This is a genomic window from Staphylococcus durrellii (assembly GCF_015594545.1).
GTDB lineage: Bacteria > Bacillota > Bacilli > Staphylococcales > Staphylococcaceae > Staphylococcus > Staphylococcus durrellii.
The window spans coordinates 1,702,028-1,728,134 of sequence record NZ_JADIIO010000001.1 but is presented as its reverse complement, the minus strand read 5'-3'; the positions used below and the strand labels follow the sequence as shown (position 1 = coordinate 1,728,134).

Below are 26,107 nucleotides of genomic sequence, written 5' to 3'. Positions count from 1 at the left end.
CTTAACTTTATAACATAAAAATGTATTAATATTAAGCAAAAAACGTAAATTCAACTCAAAATTTAGGTTAAAGTTCGATTTTTGATTGAAAATACATTATTTTGTTGTTATGCTATATCTGTAATATACATCTACAAGTACTAATATTTCAAATTTTTGAAAGGGTGTTCAGTTTGAAAGTGGCAGTAATTATGGGTAGTTCATCTGACTGGGATATTATGCAAGAAAGTTGCAATATGCTTGATACTCTAGAAATACCGTACGATAAAAAGGTTGTTTCGGCACATCGTACGCCAAAGTTAATGTATGATTTCGCTAATAATGCACGTAATAATAATTATGACGTTATTATTGCTGGTGCTGGAGGTGCAGCTCATCTACCAGGGATGGTTGCTTCAATGACAACATTACCAGTGATAGGCGTTCCTATAGAATCTAAAAGTTTAAAAGGATTAGATTCATTATTGTCTATAGTACAAATGCCGGGTGGTATCCCTGTAGCAACTACGGCTATTGGAAAAGCAGGCGCAAAAAATGCAGGTATATTAGCTGCTCGAATTCTTAGTATCAATGATAAAAAAATTAAGCAAAACTTGGACAACTATAACCAATCTCTTGTAGAGAAAGTGGGGGAAATGCAGCGTGAACTTGACTAACTTACATTTCGGTTCAACGATAGGTATTATAGGAGGCGGCCAATTAGGTAAAATGATGGCACAATCAGCACAAAAAATGGGATTTAGGGTTATTGTCTTAGATCCGGATAAATCCTGTCCATGCCAGTATGTAGCGCACGATTTTATTAATGCTGATTATAACGATGTTGAGGCGTTAAACGAACTAGGTCGACGATCTGACGTCATTACATATGAATTTGAGAACATTTCTGCACCTCAATTAAGAGAGCTTGTCACAAAATATAATATACCTCAAGGATATGAAGCGATTGAGTTGTTGCAAGACCGTTTGACTGAAAAACAAACATTGCAACAAGCAAATACACAAATCGTTCCTTTTTTACGTGTATCTTCTACAGACGAACTTGATCATGCAATTGAAACGCTTGGTTATCCATTTATTCTTAAAACAAGATTTGGTGGTTACGATGGTAAGGGTCAAATATTAGTAAAAGATAAGTCTTACTTAGATGAAGCACGACAGCTTATATCACAACAAGAATGTGTTGCGGAACAATATTTACAGTTGAAACAAGAATTATCTTTAACTGTAACGATTGGTGACAATCAAAGTGTTACCTTTTTCCCATTACAAGAAAACGAACACAGAGAGCAAATTTTATTTAAAACTGTCGTACCCGCACGTTCTGATAAAGAACAAGAAGCAAGAAACGAAGTTAATAAAATAATAAGCGAAATACATTTTATAGGTACGTTTACAGTTGAGTTTTTTGTTGATCAACAGAACAATTTATTTGTAAATGAAATAGCACCACGTCCTCATAACTCAGGACATTATTCAATTGAAGCATGTGATTTCTCGCAATTTGATACCCATATATTAGCTATAACGGGGCAAGTTTTGCCAAAAGGTATCACACTTTTAAAACCTACTATTATGATGAATTTATTAGGAAAAGATTTGGATTTGCTTGAGTCTGAATTTAGTACAACGCCCGAATGGCACGTACATATTTATGGCAAAGCAGATAGAAAGCCAAATAGAAAAATGGGACATTTGACAGTGTTGACAAATAATATAGAAGAAACTGAATCAATGTTAATTAAACAGTTTGAAGGGAGAAGCAACTAATGTCATTGTTATATGAAGGAAAAGCTAAGAGAATTTACTCCACAGCAGAAGAAGGTATTTTAAGAGTAGAATACAAAGATGAAGTAACAGCAGGTAATGGAGCTAAAAAAGATGTAATCGAGGGTAAAGGGCGTTTAAATAATCAAATCACTTCGAATATTTTCAATTTTCTTAAATCTCAAAACCTCAATAGCCATTTTATAGAACAAATTTCAGAAACCGAACAACTTGTTACATCAGTCGAGATTATACCCTTAGAAGTTGTTGTTAGAAATATTGCAGCAGGTTCAATTACGAAACGGTTAGGATTTGAAAAGGGGCATATTTTTGAACAACCATTGGTCGAGTTTTTCTATAAAAACGATGACTTAAATGATCCTTTAATTACGGATGACCACGTAAAATTATTAAATATCGCAAACGATACTCAAATAAAGCAATTAAAAACTGAAGCTTTAGACATTAATAATAAGCTAATTCAATTAATGGACAAGATGGAACTGCGTCTAGTTGATTTCAAAATAGAATTTGGCATTACAAGTGATGGTGAAATTATTTTAGCTGATGAAATTTCGCCAGATACATGTCGCATTTGGGATAAATATAGTGATACAAATTTTGATAAAGATGTGTATCGAGAAGACAGAGGTTCAATCATTGAAACCTATCAAACATTTTTAAATAAATTGGAGGCATTATAATAATGAAAACTATTGAATTGCATATTACTTTACAACCACAAGTATTAGATACTCAGGGTCAAGCACTTAATCGTGCTGTACATGACTTAGGATATACTCAAGTAAATGATATTAGAGTAGGTAAATTGCTATACATGACAGTAGATGAAGCTACAGACGAAGCGGTGCATAATGTTGTCGTTACCTTAAGTGAAAAACTTTTTGCCAATACAGTCATTGAAGAATATAGCTATAAAGTGATTGAAGAAGGGGAGAAGGCCTAATGAAATTTGCAATATTGAAATTTCCGGGATCTAATTGCGATCGTGATATGTACAATGCAGCTGTGAAATCGGGTGTCGATGCTGAATATGTCGATTATCGTGAATCCTCTTTAGCGGGTTTTGATGGGATTTTAATACCTGGTGGTTTTTCATTTGGTGATTATCTAAGATCAGGTGCAATGGCAAGTGTAGCTCCGATTATTACAGAAGTAAAACGATTAGCTGATGAAGGCAAACCTGTGTTAGGTGTTTGTAATGGGTTTCAAATCTTAACTGAAATTGGTCTCTTACCAGGAGCATTATTACATAATGACGCACATTTATTTGTTAGTAGAAATGAAAAATTAAAAGTAGTTAATAATAAAACACGTTTTACAAATTTATATGAGCAAAATGAAGAAGTTGTGTATCCTGTTGCCCATGGAGAAGGTCATTATTATTGTACACAGTCTATGTATGAAAGCTTAAAAGAAAATAATCAGATTGTTCTGACTTATAGCGATAATCCTAACGGATCGTATAAAGATATAGCAGGTATTGTAAATGAACAAGGTAATATATGTGGAATGATGCCTCACCCTGAAAGAGCGTTAGAACGTATTTTAGGTACTGATAGTGGTGTTAAATTGTTTGAAGCAATGGTTAATAGTTGGAGGGAACAAAATGTCTAAATTTATCGAGCCAAGTGCAACTGAAATTAAAACTGAACAATTGTATAAGGATGTAGGTCTTAGCGAGCAAGAATACGCTAAAGTATGCGACATTTTGGAGAGAGAACCTAATTTCACTGAACTAGGTATTTTTTCAGTAATGTGGAGCGAGCATTGTTCTTATAAACACTCGAAACCATTTTTAAAGCAATTTCCAACGACTGGTGAGCATGTGTTAATGGGCCCTGGTGAAGGGGCGGGAGTAGTAGATATCGGCGACAACCAAGCAGTTGTTTTTAAAGTTGAGTCACATAACCATCCTTCAGCAGTAGAACCTTATCAAGGTGCAGCGACTGGTGTCGGTGGCATTATTAGAGACATTGTGTCTATAGGCGCAAGACCAATTAATCTTCTCAATAGTTTAAGATTTGGTGAATTATCAACGAAACAAAATCGACGTCTTTTAAGAGGTGTCGTAGCAGGTATCGGCGGTTACGGAAACTGCATTGGTATTCCTACTACTGCAGGAGAAATTGAATTTGATGATAGATATGACGGGAACCCATTAGTTAATGCTATGTGTGTAGGTATCATTGACCATGATATGGTACAAAAAGGTACGGCTAGGGGCGTTGGAAACTCTATTATCTATGTAGGACTAAAAACTGGTAGGGATGGTATTCATGGTGCCACATTTGCCTCTGAAGAATTAAGTGAAGATAGCGAAAGCAAAAGACCATCAGTACAAATTGGGGACCCATTCGTCGGAAAAAAATTAATGGAAGCCACTTTAGAAGCGATTAAATACGATGAATTAGTCGGAATTCAAGATATGGGTGCTGCCGGGTTAACATCGTCTTCATCTGAAATGGCGGCTAAAGGTGGTAGTGGATTACATTTGAAACTAGAGCAGGTGCCTACACGTGAAAAAGGTATTTCGCCATATGAAATGATGTTATCAGAAACACAAGAACGTATGTTGTTAGTAGTTGAAAAAGGTACTGAACAAAAATTTTTAGACCTGTTTGATTATCACGAGCTAGATAGTGCAGTTATTGGTGAAGTAACAGATACCGATCGTTTTGTTTTAACATATGAAGATGAAGTATTCGCCGATATTCCAGTGCAACCACTTTCTGATGAAGCACCTGTTTATGTTCTAGAAGGTGAAGAACAAATTTATCATCAAAAGAAAAACAACTATGACAATATTAATGTAGAGCAAGTATTCAATGCCTTACTTAAACATCCAACAATAGCTTCCAAAAGATATTTGTATGAACAATATGACCAACAAGTTGGTGCTAACACAGTAGTAAAACCTGGATTACAATCATCTGTTGTGAGAGTCGAAGGCACAAATAAAGCGATTGCCTCAACTATTGATGGGGAAGCAAGATATGTCTATAACCAACCTTACCAAGGTGGCAAAATGGTTGTGGCAGAAGCATACAGAAATTTAATTGCGGTTGGCGCGACACCATTGGCTATGACAGATTGCCTGAATTATGGTTCGCCAGAAAAGAAAGAAATTTATCAACAATTAATAGAATCTACAAAAGGTATGTCAGAAGCTTGTGAAATATTAAATACGCCTGTCGTTTCAGGAAATGTGTCTCTATATAATGAAACGAAAGGTACTTCAATCTTCCCTACACCAGTAGTTGGTATGGTTGGTTTAATTGAAGAAATTGATTATTTAACTGATTTTCAACCTAAGCCAGGTCACAAATTATATTTAATTGGTAACACAAAAAATGATTTTGGTGGTAGCCAAATCGAAAAATTGCTATATAAAGATGTTAATCACGAATCAGAAGAAATTGATTTATCTGAAGAAGTACGTAAAGGCGAGGCCATTAAAAAATTAGTACGTGAAGGTAGAGCATCTCATGTACAAACTGTAGGTAAAGGTGGTCTAGCAATCACTTTAGCGCGTATAAGTGCGTTTTATGATTTAGGTATGAACGTTTCATTATACCTTACAAATGCGCAATTATTTAGTGAAACACAAGGACGTTATGTGGTGGCTGTAAAAGATGACCAACCTTTGGATATAGATGAAGCTACTGAAATAGGTTCATTTACTTACGATAATAACTTTGTCATTTCTAACGGTGATAGTTTATTGAAAAATGAAGTATCAAATTTAAAAGAAGTGTGGGAAGGAGCAATTGCTCAATGTATGACTACAAAGGATTAAATGAAGAGTGTGGACTATTCGGTATATGGAACCATAAAGAAGCGGCACATCTTACCTATATGGGATTGCAAAGTTTACAACATCGTGGTCAAGAAGGTGCTGGTATAGTTGTTTCAAATAATGAAGAACTAGTTGGTGAACGAGGATTAGGTCTTTTAACAGAGGCGATTTCAGAACAAAGTTTAGAATCACTCAAATCATTTGAACATGCAATTGGCCACGTTCGTTATGCTACTTCAGGTAACAAAGGTATCGAAAATATTCAGCCTTTTTTATATCATTTCTATGATATGAGTGTTGCCGTTTGTCACAACGGTAATATAATTAACGCTCAAAGTTTACGCCAAGAGTTGGAAGAGCAAGGTTCTATTTTCCACTCATCATCTGACACAGAAGTGATTATGCATTTAATACGTAAAAGCAAAGCCACTATGTTTGAAGATGCACTTAAAGAAAGTTTGCGTACAATTAAAGGCGGATTCACATTTGCATTGTTGACGAAAGATGCACTATATGGAGCAGTTGATCCTAATGCAATTCGACCTTTAGTAGTGGGACAATTAAAGTCAGGTGAATATGTGTTAGCAAGTGAAACGTGTGCTATCGATGTTTTAGGAGGAGAATTTGTTAGAGATATACATGCAGGAGAATATGTAGTGATTAATGATGAAGGTGTACGTGTTGAATCATATACTAATGAAACGACTACTGCAATTTCAGCAATGGAATATATTTATTTTGCAAGGCCAGATTCTACGATCGCGGGTAAGAATGTACACGCCGTGAGAAAAATTACTGGTAAAAGACTCGCCCAAGAAAGCCCAGCACAAAATGCAGATATGGTTATCGGGGTCCCTAATTCATCTTTGTCAGCTGCAACAGGTTATGCAGAAGAATTAAACTTGCCTTATGAAATGGGACTAGTTAAAAATCAATATGTAGCTCGTACATTTATACAACCTACACAAGCGCTACGCGAACAGGGTGTCAGAGTTAAATTATCCGCAGTAAAAGATATCGTACATGGTAAAAATATTGTTTTAGTCGATGATTCTATCGTTCGTGGTACAACGTGCAAACGTATAGTGAGATTATTAAAAGATGCGGGTGCAAATGAAGTTCACGTGAGAATAGCATCACCAGAATTTATGTTTCCGAGTTTTTATGGCATAGACGTTTCAACTACAGCTGAGTTGATTTCTGCACATAAATCACCTGATGAAATTAAAACATATATAGGTGCCGAATCATTATCTTATCTATCAGTTGATGGCTTAATTGAATCCATTGGTATAGATGAAGAAGAACCATACAGCGGTCTTTGTGTTGAAAGTTTTACTGGAGATTATCCAGCTGGATTATATGATTATGAAAAACGTTTTAATGCTAATTTAAGTGAACGTCAGCAAGCCTTTTTAACTCGCAATAAACAATTCTTTGATAGAAAGGGAAATCAATATGTCTAAAGCTTATGAAAATGCAGGCGTAAATATTAATGCAGGTTACGAAGCGATTGAAAGAATCTCTAGTCACGTTGAACGTACTATGCGTACAGAAGTTTTTGGTGGTTTAGGTGGTTTTGGCGCGACTTTTGACTTATCTCAATTAAATATGAAAGCGCCCTTACTCATTTCTGGAACAGATGGAGTAGGCACAAAGCTTAAATTAGCAATTGATAATAATAAACATGACACTATCGGTATTGACGTTGTAGCAATGTGTGTAAATGATATTTTAACTACTGGTGCACAGCCGTTATACTTTTTGGACTATATTGCGGCAAATAAAGTGATCCCTGAAGTTATTGAACAAATTGTTAAAGGTGTCAGCGATGGTTGTGAACAAACAAATACTGCTTTGATCGGTGGGGAAACGGCTGAAATGGGAGATATGTACCATGAAGGCGACTACGATTTAGCTGGTTTTGCAGTTGGAGCAGTAGAGAAAGATGATTATATTGATGGTTCACAAGTTAAAGCTGGCCATGTGCTTGTAGGATTAAGTTCAAGTGGTATTCATTCAAATGGGTATAGTCTTGTTAGAAAAATTATCGCTGATTCAGGTATTAATTTGAATGATAAATTTGATCAAGATCGTACTTATTTACAAACATTTTTAGAACCTACACGCTTGTATGTGAAGCCAGTCTTAGATATTATTAGTGAATTTAAGATATATGCTATGACTCATATTACAGGAGGCGGATTTTATGAAAATATTCCAAGAGCCTTACCTGAAGGCTTAACTGCTAAAATTAATGCTGAATCTTATAATGTGCCTGAAATATTTGATTGGTTACAACAACAAGGTAATGTGCCATTAAGTGAAATGTACAACATATTTAACATGGGTATCGGTTATACATTAGTAGTAGATAGAGAAAATAGCGATGCAATTATAAAAATTGCTAATCAGCACGATATAGACGCTTATGTTATAGGTGAAATTGTTGAAGGCAATGAGCCTATACAAATAACGGGGGTATCACAGTGACTAAAATAGCTATTTTCGCTTCTGGTTCCGGAAGCAACTTCGAAAATATTATGGCACAAATTGAACAAGGCTTGTTACCTAATATAGAAGTTACAGCATTATATACTGATCAATTAAACGCAAGTTGTATTGAACGTGCAAGACAATTTAAATTAGACGTACATATTAACGAGTTGAAAAACTTTGAGTCTAAAGAAGATTATGAGCGTAAAATTTTAGAATGGTTAACTTCTGAAAAGGTTGAATGGATTGTCTTAGCAGGTTATATGAAATTAATCGGCACGGAAATTCTTAATGCATATGACAGAAGGATTCTTAATATTCATCCATCGTTGTTACCTAAATATAAAGGCAAAGATGCAGTTGGCCAAGCTTTAAATAGTGGTGACGACATAACTGGTACAACAGTTCATTATGTAGATAGTGGCATGGATACAGGAGAAATAATTGCTCAACGTACTTGCTCTATTTATCCTGATGATAATAAAGAAAGTTTAGAAAAGCGTATCAAACAATTAGAACATAAACTATATCCCGAAGTAATCGCTGAAATTATTCAATAAGAGGTGCATAAAATGAAAAAAGCAATTTTAAGTGTTTCCGATAAAACTAGTATTGTAGATTTTGCTAAAGCTTTAACTGAACATGATTATGAACTTTATTCCACTGGTGGCACTATGCGTACGATAAAAGAAGCGGGAGTGGAAGTTCATTCAATTTCTGAATTAACACAGTTCGAAGAAATTTTAGATGGGCGTGTCAAAACATTACACCCAGCAGTGCACGGCGGTATTTTAGCTGATAGAGACAAAGCAGAACATTTAGCTCAATTAAAAGAACAGCATATTGAGTTGGTTGATATGGTTGTGGTTAACTTATATCCATTTAAAGAAACAGTTGCTAATCCTGACGTAACTGAAAGTGATGCTATTGAAAATATAGATATCGGTGGCCCAACAATGTTAAGAGCGGCTGCGAAGAACTTTAAACACGTAACTACTATTGTTCATCCATCGGATTACGATGAAGTGATAGCTAGAATAAAAAATAACACATTGGATTATGAATTTAAAAAATCTCTAATGATTAAAGTGTTTGAACATACGAATAGCTATGATGCGGCAATTGTAGATTTCTTCAACAATAATAAAGAAAGTTTACGGTATGGTGAGAACCCTCAACAAGAAGCATATTTTGTACGTACATCTACTGAAAAACATACTTTAGGTGGAGCAGTTCAATTACATGGCAAACAATTAAGCTATAACAACATTAAAGATGCAGATGCAGCATTGGGACTAGTGAAACAATTTGAGCAACCAGCAGCAGTAGCAGTAAAACATATGAACCCTTGTGGTGTTGGTATAGGTGAGGACATAGAAAGTGCATACCAACATGCTTTTGATGCAGATAACCAATCTATCTTCGGTGGTATTGTTGCTTTAAATAGAAAAATTGATGCAACACTTGCGAATAAATTACACGAAATCTTTTTAGAAGTCGTAATTGCGCCTGAATACAGTGAAGAAGCTTTAAACATTTTAAGACAAAAGAAAAATATTAGATTGTTAGAGATTGGTATGCATATCGATAGTGATGAACAAGAAATTGTATCTGTTTCAGGTGGTTACCTTGTGCAAGATAAAGATAATAAAAAAGTTCAGCGAGATGACATGACAGTTGTAACGGATGTAGCACCTACAGAGGCTCAGTGGGAAGCAATGTTACTCGGTTGGAAAGTAGTTGGTTCCGTGAAAAGTAATGCTGTTATATTAACTAATAATAAACAAACAGTAGGTATAGGTGCAGGTCAAATGAATCGTGTCGGTTCAGCAAAAATCGCAATCGAGAGAGCAATTGAAATCAACGACAATGTAGCACTTGTTTCTGATGGCTTTTTCCCAATGGGAGATACAGTAGAATTAGCTGCGCAATCAGGTATTAAAGCTATTATCCAACCAGGTGGTTCAATAAAAGATCAAGAATCGATTGATATGGCCAATAAATATGGTATTACCATGGTGACAACAGGTATACGTCACTTCAAACACTAAATGGAAGGTAGGTTGAAGAAAATGAAAGTACTAGTAATAGGTTCGGGTGGCAGAGAACATGCACTCACTTTTAAACTCAATCAATCTAGTCTAGTTAGCCATTTATATGCGATTCCTGGTAACGACGCTATGGTAAATATTGCTGAAGTTCATAAAGAAATTGCTGAAAATGATCATGCAGCAATCGTTGAATTTGCAGTAGCTCATAAAATAGATTGGGCTATTATTGGACCTGAACAACCTTTGACAGAAGGGTTAACAGACAAATTACAAGCTTTAGGTATTAAAGTATTCGGTCCTAATAAGGCTGCAGCTCAAATTGAAGGCTCAAAGTCATTTGCAAAACAAATAATGGAGAGACATAATATTCCAACAGCAGATTACAAAGAAATAAATAATAAAGACGATGCATTGTCCTATATTGAACAGTGTGACTATCCGATTGTCTTGAAAAAAGATGGTTTAGCTGCAGGTAAAGGAGTTATCATAGCGCAAAATTATGATGAAGCACTTGAAGCGGTAAATGAACTATATATATCTGGTAAGGAACTTGTAGTTTTTGAAACATTTTTAGAAGGTGAAGAATTTTCACTTATGACATTTGTTAATGGAGATTATGCTGTACCTTTTGATTGTATCGCCCAAGACCATAAACGTGCATTTGATAACGATAAAGGACCCAATACTGGTGGTATGGGGGCTTATTGTCCTGTTCCTCATATTGGAGAAGGCATTCTAAACCAAACAAATGAAACGATAGCACAACCCATAGCACAAGCAATGCATAAAGAGGGTTATCCATTTTTCGGCGTGTTATATATTGGTGCAATTGTTACTAAAGAAGGACCGAAAGTAATTGAATTTAACGCGCGATTTGGTGATCCTGAAGCACAAGTATTATTAAGTCGGATGGATAGTGATTTAATGCAACATATTGTTGATTTAGATAATAAAAAGCCTATTCAATTTGAATGGAAAGATGATTCTTTTGTAGGTGTGATGCTTGCTTCAAAAGGATATCCTGGGTCTTATGAAAAAGGCGAAAGTGTTTCAGGTTTTACTTTAGACGGTGATTATTTTGTTAGTGGACTTACTTTAAAAGATAATCAATATGTGATAAATGGTGGGAGAGTTATTTTAGCTGTGGGACAAGGAGAAAATATCGCAAGTGCCAAGCAACAAGCATATAATCTTGTAAGTAGTATTAAAAGTGATAATTTGTTTTATAGAAATGATATAAGTAATAAAGCAATCAAATAAATAAAAAAGCTGTCGTATTTATACGACAGCTTTTTGGTGAGTAAATCATTAATTAATAAATGTTATTTACTCTTACATCATTAATGTTTGTGATTGGTACGTAATGTGCAAGTGTAAAGGCTATGACAACTACTAAAATCATAATGATAACAAATACAATATCCTTATATGAAAAAGGCACATAGTAATAGTAAGTTCTAGGGCCGTCTTTAAAACCTTTCTTTTCCATAGCAACTGAAAGATGATGTGCCTTTCTAATATTTTGACTTAATAAAGGAATTAATAAATGTTTAAAACGATTGAGACCTTTGTAATTGTTTGAAGGTATCATTTGATAGCGCATTTTCAAAGTTCTTCTTAATTGTACAAATGAGCTCAACATAATTGGTACCATTCTTATAGCAGCCATAAATGCATAAGCAAATTTCGGTTTTATTTTTAAATGTTGCATTAAGCTATAGAAAATCATAACGATTTGTGAAGAAAAAACAACTAAAAGTCCAAAAAATGAAACGGTCATGGTTCTTAAAGAAAGGTGTAAACCTCTGACTAAGCTTTCTATGGAAATTTGTATAAAACCCAATTTGAATAGCATATGCGTTCCATTACCATAAAAAATCATAAATAGTGCTGACACTATGCTAAATGTCATCGTAAATATTACGAAAACTAATGTAACTCTAAGTTTGATACCGCTAAATAATATTAAAAATAAAACCATTAGTATAGACATGTAAATCATCAAATCAAATTTATGAATTAATATAACTAAGAAAAATAGCAATACGGATAGTGCAAGCTTAGTAATAATATTTACATCATCTAAAAAGGTACGTCTCGTTTTCCACAAATCAAACATGTGCTTCACCTAACATTTCGACAAGTTGTTTATTTTTTACGTGTATTCTTCGAGTAGAGTAGCGTTTAATAATTTCTGAATCATGTGTCACCATGATAATAGTTTGACCTTTATTTATACATTGTTGAAATAATTTAATTAAATTAAAGGTATTGTGACTATCTAAACCGAAAGTGGGTTCATCTAGTAAAATAATTTCGGCTTCAGAACTTAGAGCTGTTGCAACGCTTAAACGTCTTTTTTGTCCTACTGAAAGTTCGAAGGGGTGCTGATTTTTAACTTCAACTAAATTGAGTTCTTGTAGCATTGCTTCAGTTTTTTGTTGTGCTTCAATATCGCTATAGTTTGTGTACTGAACATATATTTCATCATATACAGAGTTAGTGATAAATTGTAATTCTGGATTTTGATAAACTAAAAATGCATGATGCGCGATATCTTTTATTTTTCGTATGAGCTTGTTATTAAAATACATTTGTCCGTCATATTTAATAAGTTGCATTAATGACTCTAACAGTGACGTCTTACCGCTACCATTGGCGCCAGTAATAGTAATCCATTCACCTTGATTAATCGTTAACTCCTGAATGTTAATTAAGTCTTTTTTGTCTCGTTTAACGATGCAATTTTGAAGTCGCAATTGATACTTCGAATTATCTGTATGATTATTTTTTTTCATCGAAATAGGTGCGTAATCCCATGCATTTGGATGCCAAACACCGTATTCAGTTAGTAAGTGTTCGTAACGCGCTAAAATAATTTCTGGTCGTTCATCGGCAATAATTTTAGCATCGTAATCAAAAAGAATTACTCTATCTATATATTCCCAGATGTGAGCCACTTTATGTTCAACTATTAATACGGTTTGATCAGACCACAATGACTTGATTTTCGACCATAATGCTTTCGTTGCCTCTACGTCTAACATTGCGGTTGGTTCATCTAGAAATAAAGTATTAGAATTTTGCAACAATGTTTCAGCTATTGCTAATTTTTGTTTCATACCACCACTTAATTGGTTAACGTATTGATCTTCGTCTACTGCCAAGCCTACTGATCTTAATGCTTGTGTAATTTGATTATCCATTTCTTGTCTAGGAACTTGTCTATTTTCTAAAATGAATGCCAATTCCTCATAAACTTTAGGCATACAAAATTGCGTATCAGGGTCTTGGAAAATAACACCACTATTAAAGTCTCTATCTAATTTGTCATATTTCAATGGTAGTTCTATTAAATCAGGTACAATACCACTCAACACATTTAATAAAGTGCTTTTCCCAGAACCTGAAGGGCCTAGTAATAGAACTTTTTCTTTATCTTTAATAGTTAGGTCTAATCCAGAAAAAATTTTTTTATTAGCGTTTGGGTATTTGAGGCGTAAGTTTTTTGCTACTAACACATGCAACGCTCCTTATAAATTATCATAATCTTCTTTAGATGATGGTCTAAATAATCTGGTTACACCCGTCTGATCGAGTGCTTTAACAATATAATATGAAAGTAAACCAGCGACTAATATGCCACCTAACAATCTAAAGAAGATATATAGTGTTAAATTCCAACTCGTTAGTGAAGCTAGATATCCATAGGCGAAGTCAATCGGGAATGTTGAAATAGCTGTTAATAAACCAGCTAAGATAGCGACAATCGCTTTTCTAGATTTATATTTAAAAATCGCAAATATAATTTCACAAGCTAACCCTTGTACAAAAGCGTAAATCATCGTAGCGATATCGAAGCGGCCCATAATTATTGTTTCTCCAGCACCTGCAGCAAATTCAGCTAATAAGGCAATACCTGCTTTAGGTATAATTAGATAGGCTACAATTGCTGCCATGAACCAGGCACCATAAGTGATTTCTTCAATGTGTAGTCCAGAAACTTGAAATGCTTTGTAGACAAAATTCCAGATATTATAAATAATTGCAAAAACGATAGCAATTAAAATTGTGACTAAAATTTCTGATAGTTTTAAACCTTTTGACATATAACATTCCTCCATAAAAAAACGCACAACCTCCCTAGAAGTTGTGCGTGATTATAGGCATATTCATACAAAAAATTAATAAATTAATTATTATAATTGTACACTTTCCTACGCTAGTCTCATCTAGATCAGGTTCAAAGGGTTTGAGGGTTACCTCATCTCAGTTATAAACACCCCTAGTGCGAATATTAAGTTTTAATTCATCCTTAATGTATGCTTTTAAACACTATTTGTCAAGGTTATAAATAGAAAACCGACTTATTTTCTAACTATTCGTATAAATCTTGGATATTTTTCATAGTTTCTTCGTGATTATCTGTACTATCTTCATTTTTACTTTTCAGTTCGTTTTCGGCATTTTTTGCTTGTTCAGCTACGTCTTTGTGTAAATCTTCATTAGTCATAAGTAACCACTCCTTATTTTAAGGTTTCGCTATATAAAGTTGTTATACAGATGTATTTACCTCCTCCACAAGATTTAAAACAAATAAATTATAATGCTATTGCAAGGAATCGTAAAAATAAGGTATTCTTAAGTAATTGAAGTTTGTTTAAATTGAAGCTAACTGTGGAAAGTTTAATGTGTGTATGTTGTATATCATACTATAGACTTATTTATCGGTTTTAATAAAGACAAGAATCATAAGTTCGTATATAATAACTTTGAGGTGAATGGTATGTCGTTTTTGAAAAAACACGCCGAAATATTATATAGCTATGTAATTGGTATAGTATCAATCTTAATTAGTGTCATTATATTACTTAATTTATCGCTAATTGATAAACTTAATGGCAAGGCTAAGATAGAATTACATATTCATAATGTTTGGGACTTTATTAATGCATTTTTTGGTGAAATTATCAGAGTTACGAGTAATTATATAGGTAGTTTCCCAATTATAAGTGCAATTTTGATTATTTTATTTGGAGCATTAGTAATTTGTTTAGGTTCTACATTATATCGTACGACTAAATATGATTATGATATTTCAATATTCTTTTTAGTAGTAGGTATTTTATATTTCTTAATTACAATTATTTTAATGACTCAAATTTATAGCTTTTTTGCTGTTTTATTTATAGTGCCATTCGCAATTCATATAGGATATATCGTCTACAAAGATGAATTGAATCCTAATCACCGTAAGTACCACTATCTTTGGATTATTTTTAGTTATGGCATTGTATATCTATTGACGCAAATTGTACTATATAGTCGTATAGACAGCGATCAAATTTTACCAATAGATATTTTAAGTATTAATACATTCTTTTTAATAATGTGGATATTAGGTCAAATGGCTATATGGAACTTCTTATTCTTAAGAAGATCTCTTCCATTAACTAAACAAGAGTTAGGTGAGGAAGAACCAGAACTTTCACGTATGAGTAAAGACTCTATGTCTAATCAAACGAAAGAACATTGGAAAAACTTACAAGATAGAACAACTGAATTCACACGTAAAACACGTAGAAGCGTAGATTTACAAAAAATGCGCGACAAGAAAGATAAATTTATTAACAAATGGAAAGAAATTATAGATATCCAAGAGGATGATGTTCCTAATTGGATGAAAAAACCCAAATGGTTAAAAACTGCATATGTTGAATTGCTATGTGGGGCGATACTCTTATTCTTCACATTAATAGAATTTAATAACAGAAATAGTCTGTTTTTATCAGGTGAATGGGAAATCTCTCAAACGCAATACGTGATAGAATGGATAACTTTATTATTATTAATGTTTGGAATTATTATATATATTTTAACTACACTTACTAACTTCTTACGAGATAAGTTTTATTACTTACAACTATTTATGATTAGTATTTTGTTCTTTAAATTATTAACAGAATTTGTAAATATTATGGTCCATGGATTGTTATTATCTATTTTTATTACTCCAATCTTATTTATAATGTTAATAGCGGTTATCGTCGCATTTGTAATAAAACTCAGACATTAAAATAACTTGATAAAATATACGAAATGCAACTTAATGGCTTTGAAATTGAGGCCATTAGGTTGTGTTTTTTTGTGGTTTTATAAAGCTTAGTAAAAATTTTTTTCGTGTTTAAGTATCGTTATCATGACAAAAAGAATTATATTTTGTAATGTGCTACAGTATAATCAACATGTTAAAATAAATAGCGCTATAAATTATATAAAGAGAAAGGTTGGCAAATTATGAAAACAGCCACTTTAAATAGAGGAAAAGAAACTAAATATAATAATCAGTACCCATTAATCGAGGAAGATGATATATATGCACAAGATCATTTAAAAGAAGGGGATTTATTTTATTTAGTAACAAATAGAGAAGAATATATCGCCACCTGTTATGTAGGTAGACAACATAAAGGAATAGGCTGGGTTTTAAGTTACGATAAAACGGAAGAAATAAATGCTGCTTTTTTTGAAAGATTATTCAAAATTGCTAATGAAGAAAGAGCGTATTTTTATAATTTAGAAGGTATTTCAGCCTTCAGGTTATTTAATAGTGAAGGTGATGGCATTGGCGGTTTAACCGTTGATAATTATGATGGTCATCTTTTAATACAATGGTATTCCAAGGGCATATACAAGTTTAGATATTTGATATTGAAAGCAATAGAAGCTGTGTTTGAATATACTTCTATATATGAAAAAATGCGTTTCAAAGATGAAACGTTGACTGGTGGTTATGTCGCTGGTAAGGCGCCAGAATTCCCAATTGTAATTGAAGAAAATCACACATTTTATAACGTGAATTTGGAAGATGGTTTAATGACTGGCATATTCTTAGATCAAAAAGAAGTACGTAAAAAGTTAAGAGACAAATTTTCGGAAGAACGAGACGTTTTGAACTTATTTAGTTACACTGGTGCTTTCTCAGTAGCGGCAGCAGATAAAGCAATTAGTACCACGAGCGTCGATTTAGCTAATCGCTCACGCAATCTTACGGAAGACAACTTTGGATTGAATGGCATTGACCCTAAATCTCAATATATCTATGTAATGGATACTTTTGATTTTTATAATTATGCCCGTCGTCACGACCATTTTTATGACACGATTGTAATAGACCCACCAAGTTTTGCAAGAAATAAAAAGAAAACATTTTCTGTCACAAAAGACTATGACAAATTAATTTTAGGAGCATTAGACATTTTAGGTCCTGATGGTAATTTACTATTGTGTACAAATAATAGTACGTTCTCATTAAAAGCATTTAAAAAAGTAATAAAAGATACATTATCTAATGCAGATGTAGATTATGAAATAATAGAAGTTATGGGGCTACCTAAAGATTTTAAAACTCATCCTCATTACAAACCGTCCAAATATTTAAAAGCTATCTTCTTGCAAATTAAATAATTAAATGAAAAAAGGGTATTTAAATTATTGAGTGCAAATAAGAAGGAGTAGATTAAAATGGGAATTAAAAATAAAGTTACAAATAAATTAACTAATAAATTTGGCAATAAAGTATTAAATATTGAAGAGGTTAATGCCAAAGATAATTTACCAACGACTAATGACGCGCTGGCCGACAGAAGAGAACGTGCTGAAGCTCTAATTAGAAAAAAAGCAATCTTATCATCTAGCGTGAGCGTCGTGCCAATTCCAGGATTAGATTTTGGCGTAGATATTAAACTTATGAGAGATATTATTGAAGATATTAACAAAATTTATGGAGTTGACCATAAACAAGTCAATAATCTTGGCGATGATATGAAAGAGAGAATCTATACTGCTGCAGCTATACAAGGTAGCCAATTTGTTGGTAGAAAAGTGTCAAGTGCGATATTAAAGGTAGTTATTAGAGATGTGGCAAAACGTACGGCTGCTAAACAAACTAAGTGGTTTCCTATAGTTGGACAAGCTATATCTGCATCTATTAGTTACTATTTTATGAAAAAAATAGGACAAGAGCACATTGAAAAATGCGAAAAAGTAATACGTTCAATAATATAAAAGACATTTTAAACCGTAGCGCTTTCAAAAAATATCAAAATAATCGTTGATTATTATCATATCTAGGGCTTAACGAATTGAATTTATCTAATTTTTTTGGTAATGTAAGCGTATAAAGCTATGTTAAGTTTTATAATAAACTAACAATTCTAACTATATGAAGGAGATTTACGCATATGGAACAAAAATCTTACGTAATAATTGATGAAACAGGCATTCACGCACGACCAGCAACAATGCTTGTACAAACAGCTTCAAAATTTGATTCAGATATTCAATTAGAATATAACAGCAAAAAGGTTAACTTAAAATCTATCATGGGTGTAATGAGTTTAGGTGTCGGTAAAGATGCTGAAATCACAATTTATGTAGATGGTAGCGATGAAGCAGAAGCAATCGAAGCAATTACAGATGTACTATCAAAAGAAGGATTAACTGAATAATTATGACTAATTATATTAAGGGGATTGCTGCTTCTGATGGTGTGGCAATAGCTAAGGCTTATTTACTAGTTGAGCCAGACTTATCATTTGAAAATGAGAAAACTGCTGATACAACAGCCGAAGTAGAAAAATTTCAAAATGCTATCAATACATCTAAAATTGAATTAACTAAAATTAGAAATAATGCTGAAACAAATTTAGGTGCTGACAAAGCAGCTATTTTTGATGCGCATTTATTAGTATTGGATGATCCAGAGTTAATTCAACCAATCGAGGATAAAATTAAAAATGATCAAGTTAATGCACCTACAGCTTTAACTGAAGTTACAGATCAATTTATTTCAATATTTGAAGGCATGGACAATGAATACATGAAAGAACGTGCTGCTGATATTCGCGATGTAAGAAAACGTATTTTAGCAAACTTATTAGGTGTTGAATTACCTAATCCTAGTATGATTGATGAAAGCGTTGTTATAATCGGTAATGATTTAACACCTTCAGATACTGCTCAATTAAATAAAGAATTTGTTCAAGGTTTTGTTACTAATATTGGTGGTAGAACATCTCATTCTGCAATTATGAGTCGTTCATTAGAAATTGCTGCTGTTGTGGGTACTAAATCAATAACAGACGAAGTTCAGCAAGGTGATATGATTGTTGTTGATGGTCTAACTGGCGAAGTAATTGTTAATCCTTCAGAGGATGAAGTTATTGCATATCAAAATAAACGTGAACGTTTCTTTGAAGATAAAAAAGATTTACAAAAGTTACGTGATGATGAATCGATGACGTTAGATGGGCACCATGTAGAACTAGCTGCAAACATTGGTACGCCTAATGATATTAAAGGTGTATTAGAAAATGGTGCTGAAGGTATCGGTTTATATCGTACTGAATTTTTATATATGGGTAGAGACCAATTACCAACTGAAGACGAACAATTTGAAGCTTATAAAGAAGTAATAGAGTCTATGGAAGGCAAAAGAGTAGTTGTGCGTACTTTAGATGTTGGCGGCGATAAAGAATTGCCGTATTTAAATTTACCTGACGAAATGAATCCTTTCTTAGGTTATAGAGCTATTCGCTTATGTTTGGATCAACCAGACATTTTTAGACCACAATTGCGTGCATTATTACGTGCTTCAGCATATGGTAAATTGAATATTATGTTCCCTATGGTAGCAACTATTCAAGAGTTTCGTGATGCTAAAGCATTATTAGAAGAAGAAAGAGCTAACTTAAAACAAGAAGGTGTTGAAGTTTCAGATGATATTGAATTAGGTATCATGGTTGAAATCCCTTCAACAGCCGCTTTAGCAGATGTCTTTGCTAAAGAAGTAGATTTCTTTAGTATTGGTACTAATGATTTAATCCAATATACAATGGCAGCAGATCGCATGTCAGAACGTGTTTCATACTTATATCAACCATACAACCCTGCGATTCTACGTTTAGTTAAACAAGTAATCGAGGCTTCTCATAAAGAAGGTAAATGGACTGGTATGTGCGGTGAAATGGCTGGAGATGAAATTGCTATTCCATTATTATTAGGTTTAGGTTTAGATGAATTTTCTATGAGTGCTACTTCAATTCTTAAGGCACGTCGTCAAATTAAAGAATTAAGTCAATCTGAAATGCAGGAATTGGCTAATCGTGCAATTAATGCTGCCACTTCAGAAGAAGTACAAACATTAGTAAAACAGTATGCCAAGTAGCAAATAAAAAGAAGTTTATTAAGTATGATTACTTAATAAACTTCTTTTTTATTTAATACTTAATTCATTATTAATTTTGTCCATATCAATTTGATACATCGGTTCATCATTTAAAAGAATAAATGGCGTAGCAAAAGCATCGTATTCTATCATTTCGTTACGATAAGTAGCGTTTGTAGAAATATTCTTTTCAGTGTATTCAACATCCTTATCAGCTAAATAATTTTTTATGAACGTGCAGGGTGGACAATCATTTTGTGAATAAATTATTATATTAGACAATTAAAACAAAATCCTTTCAAAGTGAAATACTATTTCATAATATAAGAGAAACAGCATAATAAATCAAGTTTGTGAATTGTCTGTGACACTTCATTAATTTGTCAATTTTCTTTTGAACCATAACAATTCCATCTAAGAAATCAGCGAGTTATAATAAAAATATATTGTGATTTTTGTCACAAAATCAGGAAAAAGGTGATTTTATGGATTCAGTAGAAATAGCGCGTTTCCTCACAGGAATGACACTAGCAGTTCATATAATTTTTGCGACTATTGGTGTAGGTATGCCTTTCATGTTTGCTATTGCAGAATTTTTAGGCATTAAAAAGAATGATCCAACTTATACCGCATTGGCGAAACGATGGTCTAAAGGCTACACGATTACCGTTGCAGTTGGCGTAGTGACAGGGACAATTATCGGTTTGCAACTGTCACTGCTTTGGCCGACATTTATGCAAATGGGAGGCCATGTCATAGCATTACCATTATTTATGGAAACATTTGCTTTCTTCTTTGAAGCTATATTTTTAAGTATTTATTTATATACTTGGAATAGATTTAAAGGTAAGTGGACACATGTAATTTTGAGTATTCCAGTGATTATAGGTGGTTCATTCTCAGCATTGTTTATTACTTCGGTAAACTCATTTATGAATACGCCAGCAGGTTTCCAAGTGAAGGATGGCAGAATGGTTAATGTTGAACCATGGGCTGCAATGTTTAATGCATCATTTTTTGTACGATCATTTCACGTAGTTGCCACTGCATTAATGACTATGGCATTTATTTTAGCTGCAATAGCAGCCTTTAAATTACTGAAAAATAAAGTGACTAAAGACGCAGAATATCATAAAAAGGCGTTAAAAGTTACTATGATTTTAGGTTTAGTCTTTACTTTAGGTTCAATGTTGGCTGGGGATTTATCAGCAAAATTTTTACATCAGGAACAACCTGAAAAATTAGCTGCATATGAATGGCATTTTGATACTAGTTCTAAAGCAGACTTAGTATTCTTTGGTACACTCGATGAACACACTCAAAAAGTCACAGGTGCAATCAAAATACCTGGAATATTAAGTTTTCTAGCAGATGATAACGTTAATACTAAAGTGAAAGGTCTTAACGATTTTCCAAAAGATGATTTACCACCGCTCATTGTGCATTATTTCTTTGATTTGATGGTATCGCTTGGCGTATTTTGCTTCATCGTTTCTGCAGCTTATGTAGCAACGCTTATGTTTAAAAAGCTAAGACGATTTATGCATGCGAAACCGATGCTCTATGCTATATTGCTAACAGGACCAGGAGCTATGTTAGCTATAGAATTTGGTTGGTTCTTAACGGAAATGGGACGTCAACCGTGGATTGTCAGAGGATATTTAAAAGTTAAAGAAGCTGCAACACAAGCTGGGGGATTAACATTCGTTACTATACTGTTTGCTTTGCTTTACATTGTACTCATTGTAACGGCAACGTATGTGTTAATCAGAATGTTTAAAAATAAACCAGCCCATAAAGAAATTGCTGCAGTTTATAATGAGAGAGGTGAGCAGTAATGATATTTTCTTATATTGGAATAATCGTATTATGGTTATTTTTATTCTGCTATATTATTATTGCATCAATTGACTTTGGCGCAGGATTCTTTGCACTACATGCTAAAATTACTAATCAAGATAAAAAATTAAATCATTTGATATCAAGATATTTGAATCCAGTATGGGAAGTTACAAATGTATTCTTTGTATTCTTCTTCGTAGGTATGGTTGGATTCTTTCCAGACTCGGCATTATATTTTGGTACGGTATTGTTAGTACCAGCATCAATCGCTTTAGTACTACTATCAATTAGAGGTGCATTCTATGCATTCGAAAATTATGGTCAAGATTCTAAATTACCATGGTTAATATTATATGGTTTAACTGGCTTATTTATTCCGGCATCATTAGCCACTGCTTTGACAATTTCAGAAGGTGGTTATATTGATAAACATGGTTCAAGTTTTGACTTAAACTGGACTGAATTACTACTCAGCCCATTTTCGTGGGCAGTAGTATTTTTAGCAGTCATATCGGTACTGTATATATCTTCAGGATTTTTAACATTTTATGCTGATAAAGCGAAAGATACTAGGGCATATAAATTATTAAGATATTGGTTCATATTCTGGGGCCCACCAATGATTGCAATTTCTTTATTTGTATTCTTATCATTAAGGATTCAAAATGAAAGTCATTTTATGTCTGCAGTGATAAACTATTGGTGGTTATTCTTACTAAGTCTTATTTGCTTTATAGTTGCGATGCTATTAACTTGGTTGAAAAAAGCACATGGTTGGGCGTTTGTTATGGTTATATTCCAAATGGGCTTTGCATTTTTCGGTTATGGTGCAAGTAAACTACCATATATTTTATATCCGGAAGTACAACTTAAACACGCAGTAGTAAATGATAATATGGCGATAGCATTAACAATTTCATTTATTTGTGGTTTACTTTTATTGATTCCATCGTTAATATTATTATTGAAATTATTTGTTTTCGATAAAGAATATGTAGAAGGCAAAAAGTCTCAATATTAACAATAGGGTGAGAAGGGATAGAAAATTGTGTAACAATTTACCCCTTTTCACGCCTTTACTTTTTAATGGAGGACGCATATGGATAAAGAGTATGTGGTTATAGGATTAGGTCGGTTTGGCGGAAGTATTGTTAGAGAGTTAAATGCTTTAGATATGGATGTTATGGCCATTGATAGCAATGAAGCACGTGTGAATGAATATAGTGAAATTGCTACACATGCCGTTGTAGCAGATACAACAGACGAGGCAGTAATGAAAAGTTTAGGTATTAGAAACTTTGATCATGTTATAGTAGCAATCGGTGAAAATATTCAATCTAGTACATTGACGACGCTTATCTTAAAAGAACTAGGTGTTAAAAAAGTAACTGCGAAAGCACAAAATGATTATCATGCGAAGATTTTAAATAAAATTGGTGCCGATACGGTCGTACATCCTGAGCGTGATATGGGGCGTCGAATTGCCCATAACGTAGCGAGTGCTAGCGTTTTAGATTACTTAGAATTAGCTGATGAACACTCAATTGTTGAAATTAAAGCGAGTGAAAAAATGGCGGGTAAAACGATTATTGAGTTAGATATAAGAGCGCAATTTGGCATTAGTATTATAGCTGTTAAGCGTGGGAGAAATATATTAGTTTCACCCGATCCTAATGAGAATATAGAAATAGGTGATATTTTGATTATGATTGGTCACGATAATGACTTAAATCGTTTTGAAATGAAAGTCGTTAGATAATTGACTTAGCTCTTCATGTAGTATTAGATTTTATAAAAAAGCATTCCAATCTACAATAGATTGGAATGCTTTTTTTATTTTATACTGAAACGAATACAGATCAAATCTTATTTTGGTTCAGTGTCGTTGTTTTGTTTTGATACTTTCACTTTGTTATCTTTTGATGGTTTCTTTGTATTAGATGGCTTACGTTCTTTTTGTGGTTTACTCGTAGAAGCTCTACCATCATTATCGTCTTCATTTACCTTCATAATTACTGGTAAAATCATTGGCTTTCTTGCTGTTTTTTCATATAAGTATGGTTGTAATGTTTCAATGATTGAAGATTTAATTTGATGCCATTGTATAGAACTATTTTGATTTAGTTTTGAAATAACGTCGGTTTTAATTCTACGTTGAGCATCATAAATTAATTGGCCTGATTCACGCATATAAACGAATCCGCGTGAAATAATATCTGGTCCAGATAGTAGCTTGTTTGTTTTGAAGTCAATACTAACTACTACGATAACTAAACCTTCCTCAGAAAGTAATTTACGGTCTCGAATGACTACGTTACCAATGTCACCAATACCGCTACCATCAACCAGTACATTACCTGAAGGAATTCGACCAACTTTACGAGCTGAATCATGTGTTAATGCTAAAACATCACCAATATCGAAAATGAATACATTCTCTGGATCAATGCCACACTCAATACCAGATTGACCGTGTGCTTTTAACATACGATATTCACCGTGAATCGGTAAGAAGTATTTTGGTCTAATTAAACGTAACATTAATTGTTGGTCACCTTGAGAACCATGACCTGAAGTATGAATGTTTGATACTTTATTGTGGATAACTTCTGCACCAGCTCGATATAATGAGTTAATAGTTCGATTAATACTTTTCGTATTTCCTGGAATAGGCGATGAACTAAAGACTACAGTATCTTCAGGGATGATTTTAATTTGTTTATGTGTACCGTTTGCTATACGAGATAATGCAGCCATTGGTTCACCTTGAGAACCTGTACATAAAATTAACAATTCATGCTTAGGAATGCTATTAATTTTATTTGCTTCCACGAAAGTTTCTGGTGGAGCTTTGATATAACCCAGTTCCATACCAATTTTAATATTATTTTCCATAGAACGACCGAAAGTTACAATTTTACGATTGTACTTTATTGCTGCCTCAACTGCTTGCTGTACACGATAAATGTTAGAAGCAAAAGTTGCAAAAATAATACGACCTGTACAATTTCTGAAAATCTTCTCAACATTTTGACCCACTTCTCGTTCGCTTAAAGTGAAATCAGGTACTAATGCGTTTGTAGAGTCTGAAAGTAGACATAACACACCTTCATCGCCTAATTTAGCCATTTTACCTATACTAGCTGGTTCGCCAACAGGTGTGAAATCAAACTTGAAGTCACCGGTATGAACAATATTACCTTCTGGAGTATTAACAATGACGCCATAGGCTTCAGGGATACTGTGTGTTGTTAAATAAAACGAAACTTCGAAGTGTTTTGATTTAATTACACTTTGTTCATTTATTTCAATTAGCTCTGTCGTTCTTAATAAATGATGTTCTTCTAATTTATTTCTAATTAAACCTAAGGCTAACGGACCACCGTAAATAGGTACATTAATTTGTTTTAACAGGTAGGGCACACCACCTATATGGTCCTCATGTCCATGTGTAATAAATAAACCAACGATTTTATCTTGGTTTTGTTCTAAGTAGGTATAATCAGGAATAACATAGTCAATACCTAGTAAGTTATCGTCAGGGAATTTAATACCTGCATCAATAATTACTATCTCATCCTGATACTCGACGGCATAAGTATTTTTACCTACTTCACCTAGGCCACCAAGTGCGTATACTGCTACTTCGTTTTTATTGATTTGCTTCATTATTCAGCTTGCTCCACATTAAAGTGTTCTGACTGTTTTTCGTATTCTAAATGTGTGCCCTCTAATTTAGTAATAAATTCAATATTATAGTTACGGTCTTTTAAATAACGTCTTACTTGTTCTTCAGTTTGTGCTTCTACATACATCGTTTGTGTGTGTTCACGAACTACTACTTCTTCTTTATTGTGTTGATAAAATACTTTAAATACTGTCATTATCTATATTTCCTCCTAA

At 33.3% G+C, this 26,107-nt stretch carries 26 protein-coding genes and 1 riboswitch; of the genes, 19 read left to right on the top strand and 7 right to left on the bottom strand.

Going from position 1 to position 26,107, the window contains the following annotated elements; all coding sequences use genetic code 11:
• Nucleotides 1-173 precede the first annotated feature (173 nt).
• The 11 genes from purE to purD are packed head-to-tail and all read left to right on the top strand — an operon-like array spanning nucleotide 174 to nucleotide 11,394.
• Nucleotides 174-656 carry a 5-(carboxyamino)imidazole ribonucleotide mutase gene (gene purE, locus ISP02_RS08300; protein WP_195721108.1) on the top strand — a complete coding sequence of 161 codons (483 nt, stop codon included), beginning with the start codon at nucleotides 174-176 and terminating at the stop codon, nucleotides 654-656.
• Nucleotides 643-1,770, top strand: a complete 1,128-nt coding sequence (gene purK / locus ISP02_RS08295) for a 5-(carboxyamino)imidazole ribonucleotide synthase (protein ID WP_195721107.1) — start codon at nucleotides 643-645, stop codon at nucleotides 1,768-1,770. Before purE ends, purK begins: the two co-directional genes overlap by 14 nt.
• Nucleotides 1,770-2,471, top strand: coding sequence for a phosphoribosylaminoimidazolesuccinocarboxamide synthase (gene purC / locus ISP02_RS08290; protein ID WP_195721106.1), 702 nt, complete (start codon nucleotides 1,770-1,772; stop codon nucleotides 2,469-2,471). The genes purK and purC overlap by 1 nt, the downstream gene beginning before the upstream one ends.
• Nucleotides 2,472-2,473: 2 nt before the next feature.
• Entirely contained in the window at nucleotides 2,474-2,734 is a 261-nt protein-coding gene (gene purS, locus ISP02_RS08285; protein WP_195721105.1) for a phosphoribosylformylglycinamidine synthase subunit PurS, read from the top strand.
• Nucleotides 2,734-3,405 carry a phosphoribosylformylglycinamidine synthase subunit PurQ gene (gene purQ / locus ISP02_RS08280; protein ID WP_195721104.1) on the top strand — a complete coding sequence of 224 codons (672 nt, stop codon included), beginning with the start codon at nucleotides 2,734-2,736 and terminating at the stop codon, nucleotides 3,403-3,405. The genes purS and purQ overlap by 1 nt, the downstream gene beginning before the upstream one ends.
• Entirely contained in the window at nucleotides 3,398-5,587 is a 2,190-nt protein-coding gene (gene purL, locus ISP02_RS08275; protein ID WP_195721103.1) for a phosphoribosylformylglycinamidine synthase subunit PurL, read from the top strand. Before purQ ends, purL begins: the two co-directional genes overlap by 8 nt.
• Nucleotides 5,566-7,053 carry an amidophosphoribosyltransferase gene (purF, locus tag ISP02_RS08270; protein ID WP_195721102.1) on the top strand — a complete coding sequence of 496 codons (1,488 nt, stop codon included), beginning with the start codon at nucleotides 5,566-5,568 and terminating at the stop codon, nucleotides 7,051-7,053. Before purL ends, purF begins: the two co-directional genes overlap by 22 nt.
• A complete protein-coding gene (gene purM / locus ISP02_RS08265) occupies nucleotides 7,046-8,080 on the top strand; it encodes a phosphoribosylformylglycinamidine cyclo-ligase (RefSeq protein ID WP_195721101.1) in 1,035 nt (344 codons plus the stop codon). Before purF ends, purM begins: the two co-directional genes overlap by 8 nt.
• Nucleotides 8,077-8,643 carry a phosphoribosylglycinamide formyltransferase gene (purN, locus tag ISP02_RS08260; RefSeq protein ID WP_195721100.1) on the top strand — a complete coding sequence of 189 codons (567 nt, stop codon included), beginning with the start codon at nucleotides 8,077-8,079 and terminating at the stop codon, nucleotides 8,641-8,643. Before purM ends, purN begins: the two co-directional genes overlap by 4 nt.
• Before the next feature lie 12 nt (nucleotides 8,644-8,655).
• Nucleotides 8,656-10,134: a bifunctional phosphoribosylaminoimidazolecarboxamide formyltransferase/IMP cyclohydrolase gene (gene purH, locus ISP02_RS08255; protein ID WP_195721099.1), complete on the top strand. Its 1,479-nt coding sequence runs from the start codon at nucleotides 8,656-8,658 to the stop codon at nucleotides 10,132-10,134.
• Nucleotides 10,135-10,155: 21 nt separating this feature from the next.
• Entirely contained in the window at nucleotides 10,156-11,394 is a 1,239-nt protein-coding gene (purD, locus tag ISP02_RS08250; protein WP_195721098.1) for a phosphoribosylamine--glycine ligase, read from the top strand.
• Between the two features lie 52 nt (nucleotides 11,395-11,446).
• Here purD and ISP02_RS08245 read toward each other — a convergent pair whose 3' ends face one another.
• From ISP02_RS08245 to graF, 4 genes are all read right to left on the bottom strand, one after another.
• A complete protein-coding gene (locus ISP02_RS08245; RefSeq protein WP_195721097.1) occupies nucleotides 11,447-12,253 on the bottom strand; it encodes an energy-coupling factor transporter transmembrane component T family protein in 807 nt (268 codons plus the stop codon).
• Complete coding sequence (locus ISP02_RS08240; RefSeq protein ID WP_195721096.1) at nucleotides 12,246-13,655, bottom strand: ABC transporter ATP-binding protein; 1,410 nt, start codon at nucleotides 13,653-13,655, stop codon at nucleotides 12,246-12,248. The genes ISP02_RS08245 and ISP02_RS08240 overlap by 8 nt, the downstream gene beginning before the upstream one ends.
• A 12-nt stretch (nucleotides 13,656-13,667) precedes the next feature.
• Nucleotides 13,668-14,243, bottom strand: coding sequence for an ECF transporter S component (locus ISP02_RS08235; RefSeq protein WP_195721095.1), 576 nt, complete (start codon nucleotides 14,241-14,243; stop codon nucleotides 13,668-13,670).
• Between the two features lie 88 nt (nucleotides 14,244-14,331).
• Nucleotides 14,332-14,431, bottom strand: a riboswitch (TPP riboswitch).
• Between the two features lie 81 nt (nucleotides 14,432-14,512).
• Nucleotides 14,513-14,647, bottom strand: coding sequence for a glycopeptide resistance-associated protein GraF (graF, locus tag ISP02_RS08230; RefSeq protein WP_195721094.1), 135 nt, complete (start codon nucleotides 14,645-14,647; stop codon nucleotides 14,513-14,515).
• Nucleotides 14,648-14,920: 273 nt separating this feature from the next.
• On the opposite strand from graF, the gene auxA reads away from it, so the two are divergent.
• From auxA to ptsP, 5 genes are all read left to right on the top strand, one after another.
• On the top strand, nucleotides 14,921-16,210 hold the full coding sequence (gene auxA, locus ISP02_RS08225; RefSeq protein WP_195721093.1) for a lipoteichoic acid stability factor AuxA: 1,290 nt from the start codon (nucleotides 14,921-14,923) through the stop codon (nucleotides 16,208-16,210).
• Between the two features lie 221 nt (nucleotides 16,211-16,431).
• Nucleotides 16,432-17,601 (top strand): class I SAM-dependent rRNA methyltransferase, encoded by a 1,170-nt coding sequence (locus ISP02_RS08220; RefSeq protein WP_195721092.1) that lies wholly within the window; start codon nucleotides 16,432-16,434, stop codon nucleotides 17,599-17,601.
• 57 nt (nucleotides 17,602-17,658) lie between these two features.
• Nucleotides 17,659-18,201 (top strand): DUF697 domain-containing protein, encoded by a 543-nt coding sequence (locus tag ISP02_RS08215; RefSeq protein WP_195721091.1) that lies wholly within the window; start codon nucleotides 17,659-17,661, stop codon nucleotides 18,199-18,201.
• A 176-nt stretch (nucleotides 18,202-18,377) separates the two neighbouring features.
• The gene (locus tag ISP02_RS08210) at nucleotides 18,378-18,644 is read left to right on the top strand and encodes a phosphocarrier protein HPr (protein ID WP_195721090.1); all 267 of its coding nucleotides are present in this window, start codon (nucleotides 18,378-18,380) and stop codon (nucleotides 18,642-18,644) included.
• Between the two features lie 2 nt (nucleotides 18,645-18,646).
• Nucleotides 18,647-20,362, top strand: a complete 1,716-nt coding sequence (gene ptsP / locus ISP02_RS08205) for a phosphoenolpyruvate--protein phosphotransferase (protein ID WP_195721089.1) — start codon at nucleotides 18,647-18,649, stop codon at nucleotides 20,360-20,362.
• A gap of 48 nt (nucleotides 20,363-20,410) precedes the next feature.
• On the opposite strand, the gene ISP02_RS08200 is transcribed toward ptsP, so the two are convergent.
• Entirely contained in the window at nucleotides 20,411-20,644 is a 234-nt protein-coding gene (locus tag ISP02_RS08200) for a glutaredoxin family protein (RefSeq protein ID WP_195721088.1), read from the bottom strand.
• Between the two features lie 203 nt (nucleotides 20,645-20,847).
• On the opposite strand from ISP02_RS08200, the gene ISP02_RS08195 reads away from it, so the two are divergent.
• The 3 genes from ISP02_RS08195 (at nucleotide 20,848) to ISP02_RS08185 (ending at nucleotide 23,963) form a co-directional block, all read left to right on the top strand.
• Nucleotides 20,848-22,200: a cytochrome ubiquinol oxidase subunit I gene (locus tag ISP02_RS08195; RefSeq protein WP_195721087.1), complete on the top strand. Its 1,353-nt coding sequence runs from the start codon at nucleotides 20,848-20,850 to the stop codon at nucleotides 22,198-22,200.
• The gene (locus ISP02_RS08190) at nucleotides 22,200-23,225 is read left to right on the top strand and encodes a cytochrome d ubiquinol oxidase subunit II (RefSeq protein ID WP_195721086.1); all 1,026 of its coding nucleotides are present in this window, start codon (nucleotides 22,200-22,202) and stop codon (nucleotides 23,223-23,225) included. Before ISP02_RS08195 ends, ISP02_RS08190 begins: the two co-directional genes overlap by 1 nt.
• Before the next feature lie 78 nt (nucleotides 23,226-23,303).
• Nucleotides 23,304-23,963: a potassium channel family protein gene (locus ISP02_RS08185; RefSeq protein WP_048794209.1), complete on the top strand. Its 660-nt coding sequence runs from the start codon at nucleotides 23,304-23,306 to the stop codon at nucleotides 23,961-23,963.
• Between the two features lie 107 nt (nucleotides 23,964-24,070).
• On the opposite strand, the gene rnjA is transcribed toward ISP02_RS08185, so the two are convergent.
• Nucleotides 24,071-25,873: a ribonuclease J1 gene (rnjA, locus tag ISP02_RS08180; protein ID WP_195721085.1), complete on the bottom strand. Its 1,803-nt coding sequence runs from the start codon at nucleotides 25,871-25,873 to the stop codon at nucleotides 24,071-24,073.
• Nucleotides 25,873-26,088 (bottom strand): DNA-dependent RNA polymerase subunit epsilon, encoded by a 216-nt coding sequence (locus ISP02_RS08175; protein WP_195721084.1) that lies wholly within the window; start codon nucleotides 26,086-26,088, stop codon nucleotides 25,873-25,875. The genes rnjA and ISP02_RS08175 overlap by 1 nt, the downstream gene beginning before the upstream one ends.
• Nucleotides 26,089-26,107: the final 19 nt, after the last annotated feature.

What these genes read in the sequence shown, in the direction of transcription:
- purL (WP_195721103.1), top strand. Translation starts at nt 3,398, where the DNA reads ATGTCTAAATTTATCGAGCCAAGTGCAACTGAAATTAAAACTGAACAA.
- ISP02_RS08220 (WP_195721092.1), top strand. Translation starts at nt 16,432, where the DNA reads ATGAAAACAGCCACTTTAAATAGAGGAAAAGAAACTAAATATAATAAT.
- ISP02_RS08215 (WP_195721091.1), top strand. Translation starts at nt 17,659, where the DNA reads ATGGGAATTAAAAATAAAGTTACAAATAAATTAACTAATAAATTTGGC.
- ISP02_RS08190 (WP_195721086.1), top strand. Translation starts at nt 22,200, where the DNA reads ATGATATTTTCTTATATTGGAATAATCGTATTATGGTTATTTTTATTC.
- graF (WP_195721094.1), bottom strand. Translation starts at nt 14,647, where the DNA reads ATGACTAATGAAGATTTACACAAAGACGTAGCTGAACAAGCAAAAAAT.
- ISP02_RS08185 (WP_048794209.1), top strand. Translation starts at nt 23,304, where the DNA reads ATGGATAAAGAGTATGTGGTTATAGGATTAGGTCGGTTTGGCGGAAGT.
- ISP02_RS08245 (WP_195721097.1), bottom strand. Translation starts at nt 12,253, where the DNA reads ATGTTTGATTTGTGGAAAACGAGACGTACCTTTTTAGATGATGTAAAT.
- purD (WP_195721098.1), top strand. Translation starts at nt 10,156, where the DNA reads ATGAAAGTACTAGTAATAGGTTCGGGTGGCAGAGAACATGCACTCACT.
- ISP02_RS08195 (WP_195721087.1), top strand. Translation starts at nt 20,848, where the DNA reads ATGGATTCAGTAGAAATAGCGCGTTTCCTCACAGGAATGACACTAGCA.
- purQ (WP_195721104.1), top strand. Translation starts at nt 2,734, where the DNA reads ATGAAATTTGCAATATTGAAATTTCCGGGATCTAATTGCGATCGTGAT.
- purH (WP_195721099.1), top strand. Translation starts at nt 8,656, where the DNA reads ATGAAAAAAGCAATTTTAAGTGTTTCCGATAAAACTAGTATTGTAGAT.
- ISP02_RS08175 (WP_195721084.1), bottom strand. Translation starts at nt 26,088, where the DNA reads ATGACAGTATTTAAAGTATTTTATCAACACAATAAAGAAGAAGTAGTA.
- ptsP (WP_195721089.1), top strand. Translation starts at nt 18,647, where the DNA reads ATGACTAATTATATTAAGGGGATTGCTGCTTCTGATGGTGTGGCAATA.
- purM (WP_195721101.1), top strand. Translation starts at nt 7,046, where the DNA reads ATGTCTAAAGCTTATGAAAATGCAGGCGTAAATATTAATGCAGGTTAC.
- ISP02_RS08235 (WP_195721095.1), bottom strand. Translation starts at nt 14,243, where the DNA reads ATGTCAAAAGGTTTAAAACTATCAGAAATTTTAGTCACAATTTTAATT.
- auxA (WP_195721093.1), top strand. Translation starts at nt 14,921, where the DNA reads ATGTCGTTTTTGAAAAAACACGCCGAAATATTATATAGCTATGTAATT.
- purF (WP_195721102.1), top strand. Translation starts at nt 5,566, where the DNA reads ATGTATGACTACAAAGGATTAAATGAAGAGTGTGGACTATTCGGTATA.
- rnjA (WP_195721085.1), bottom strand. Translation starts at nt 25,873, where the DNA reads ATGAAGCAAATCAATAAAAACGAAGTAGCAGTATACGCACTTGGTGGC.
- purS (WP_195721105.1), top strand. Translation starts at nt 2,474, where the DNA reads ATGAAAACTATTGAATTGCATATTACTTTACAACCACAAGTATTAGAT.
- purC (WP_195721106.1), top strand. Translation starts at nt 1,770, where the DNA reads ATGTCATTGTTATATGAAGGAAAAGCTAAGAGAATTTACTCCACAGCA.
- ISP02_RS08210 (WP_195721090.1), top strand. Translation starts at nt 18,378, where the DNA reads ATGGAACAAAAATCTTACGTAATAATTGATGAAACAGGCATTCACGCA.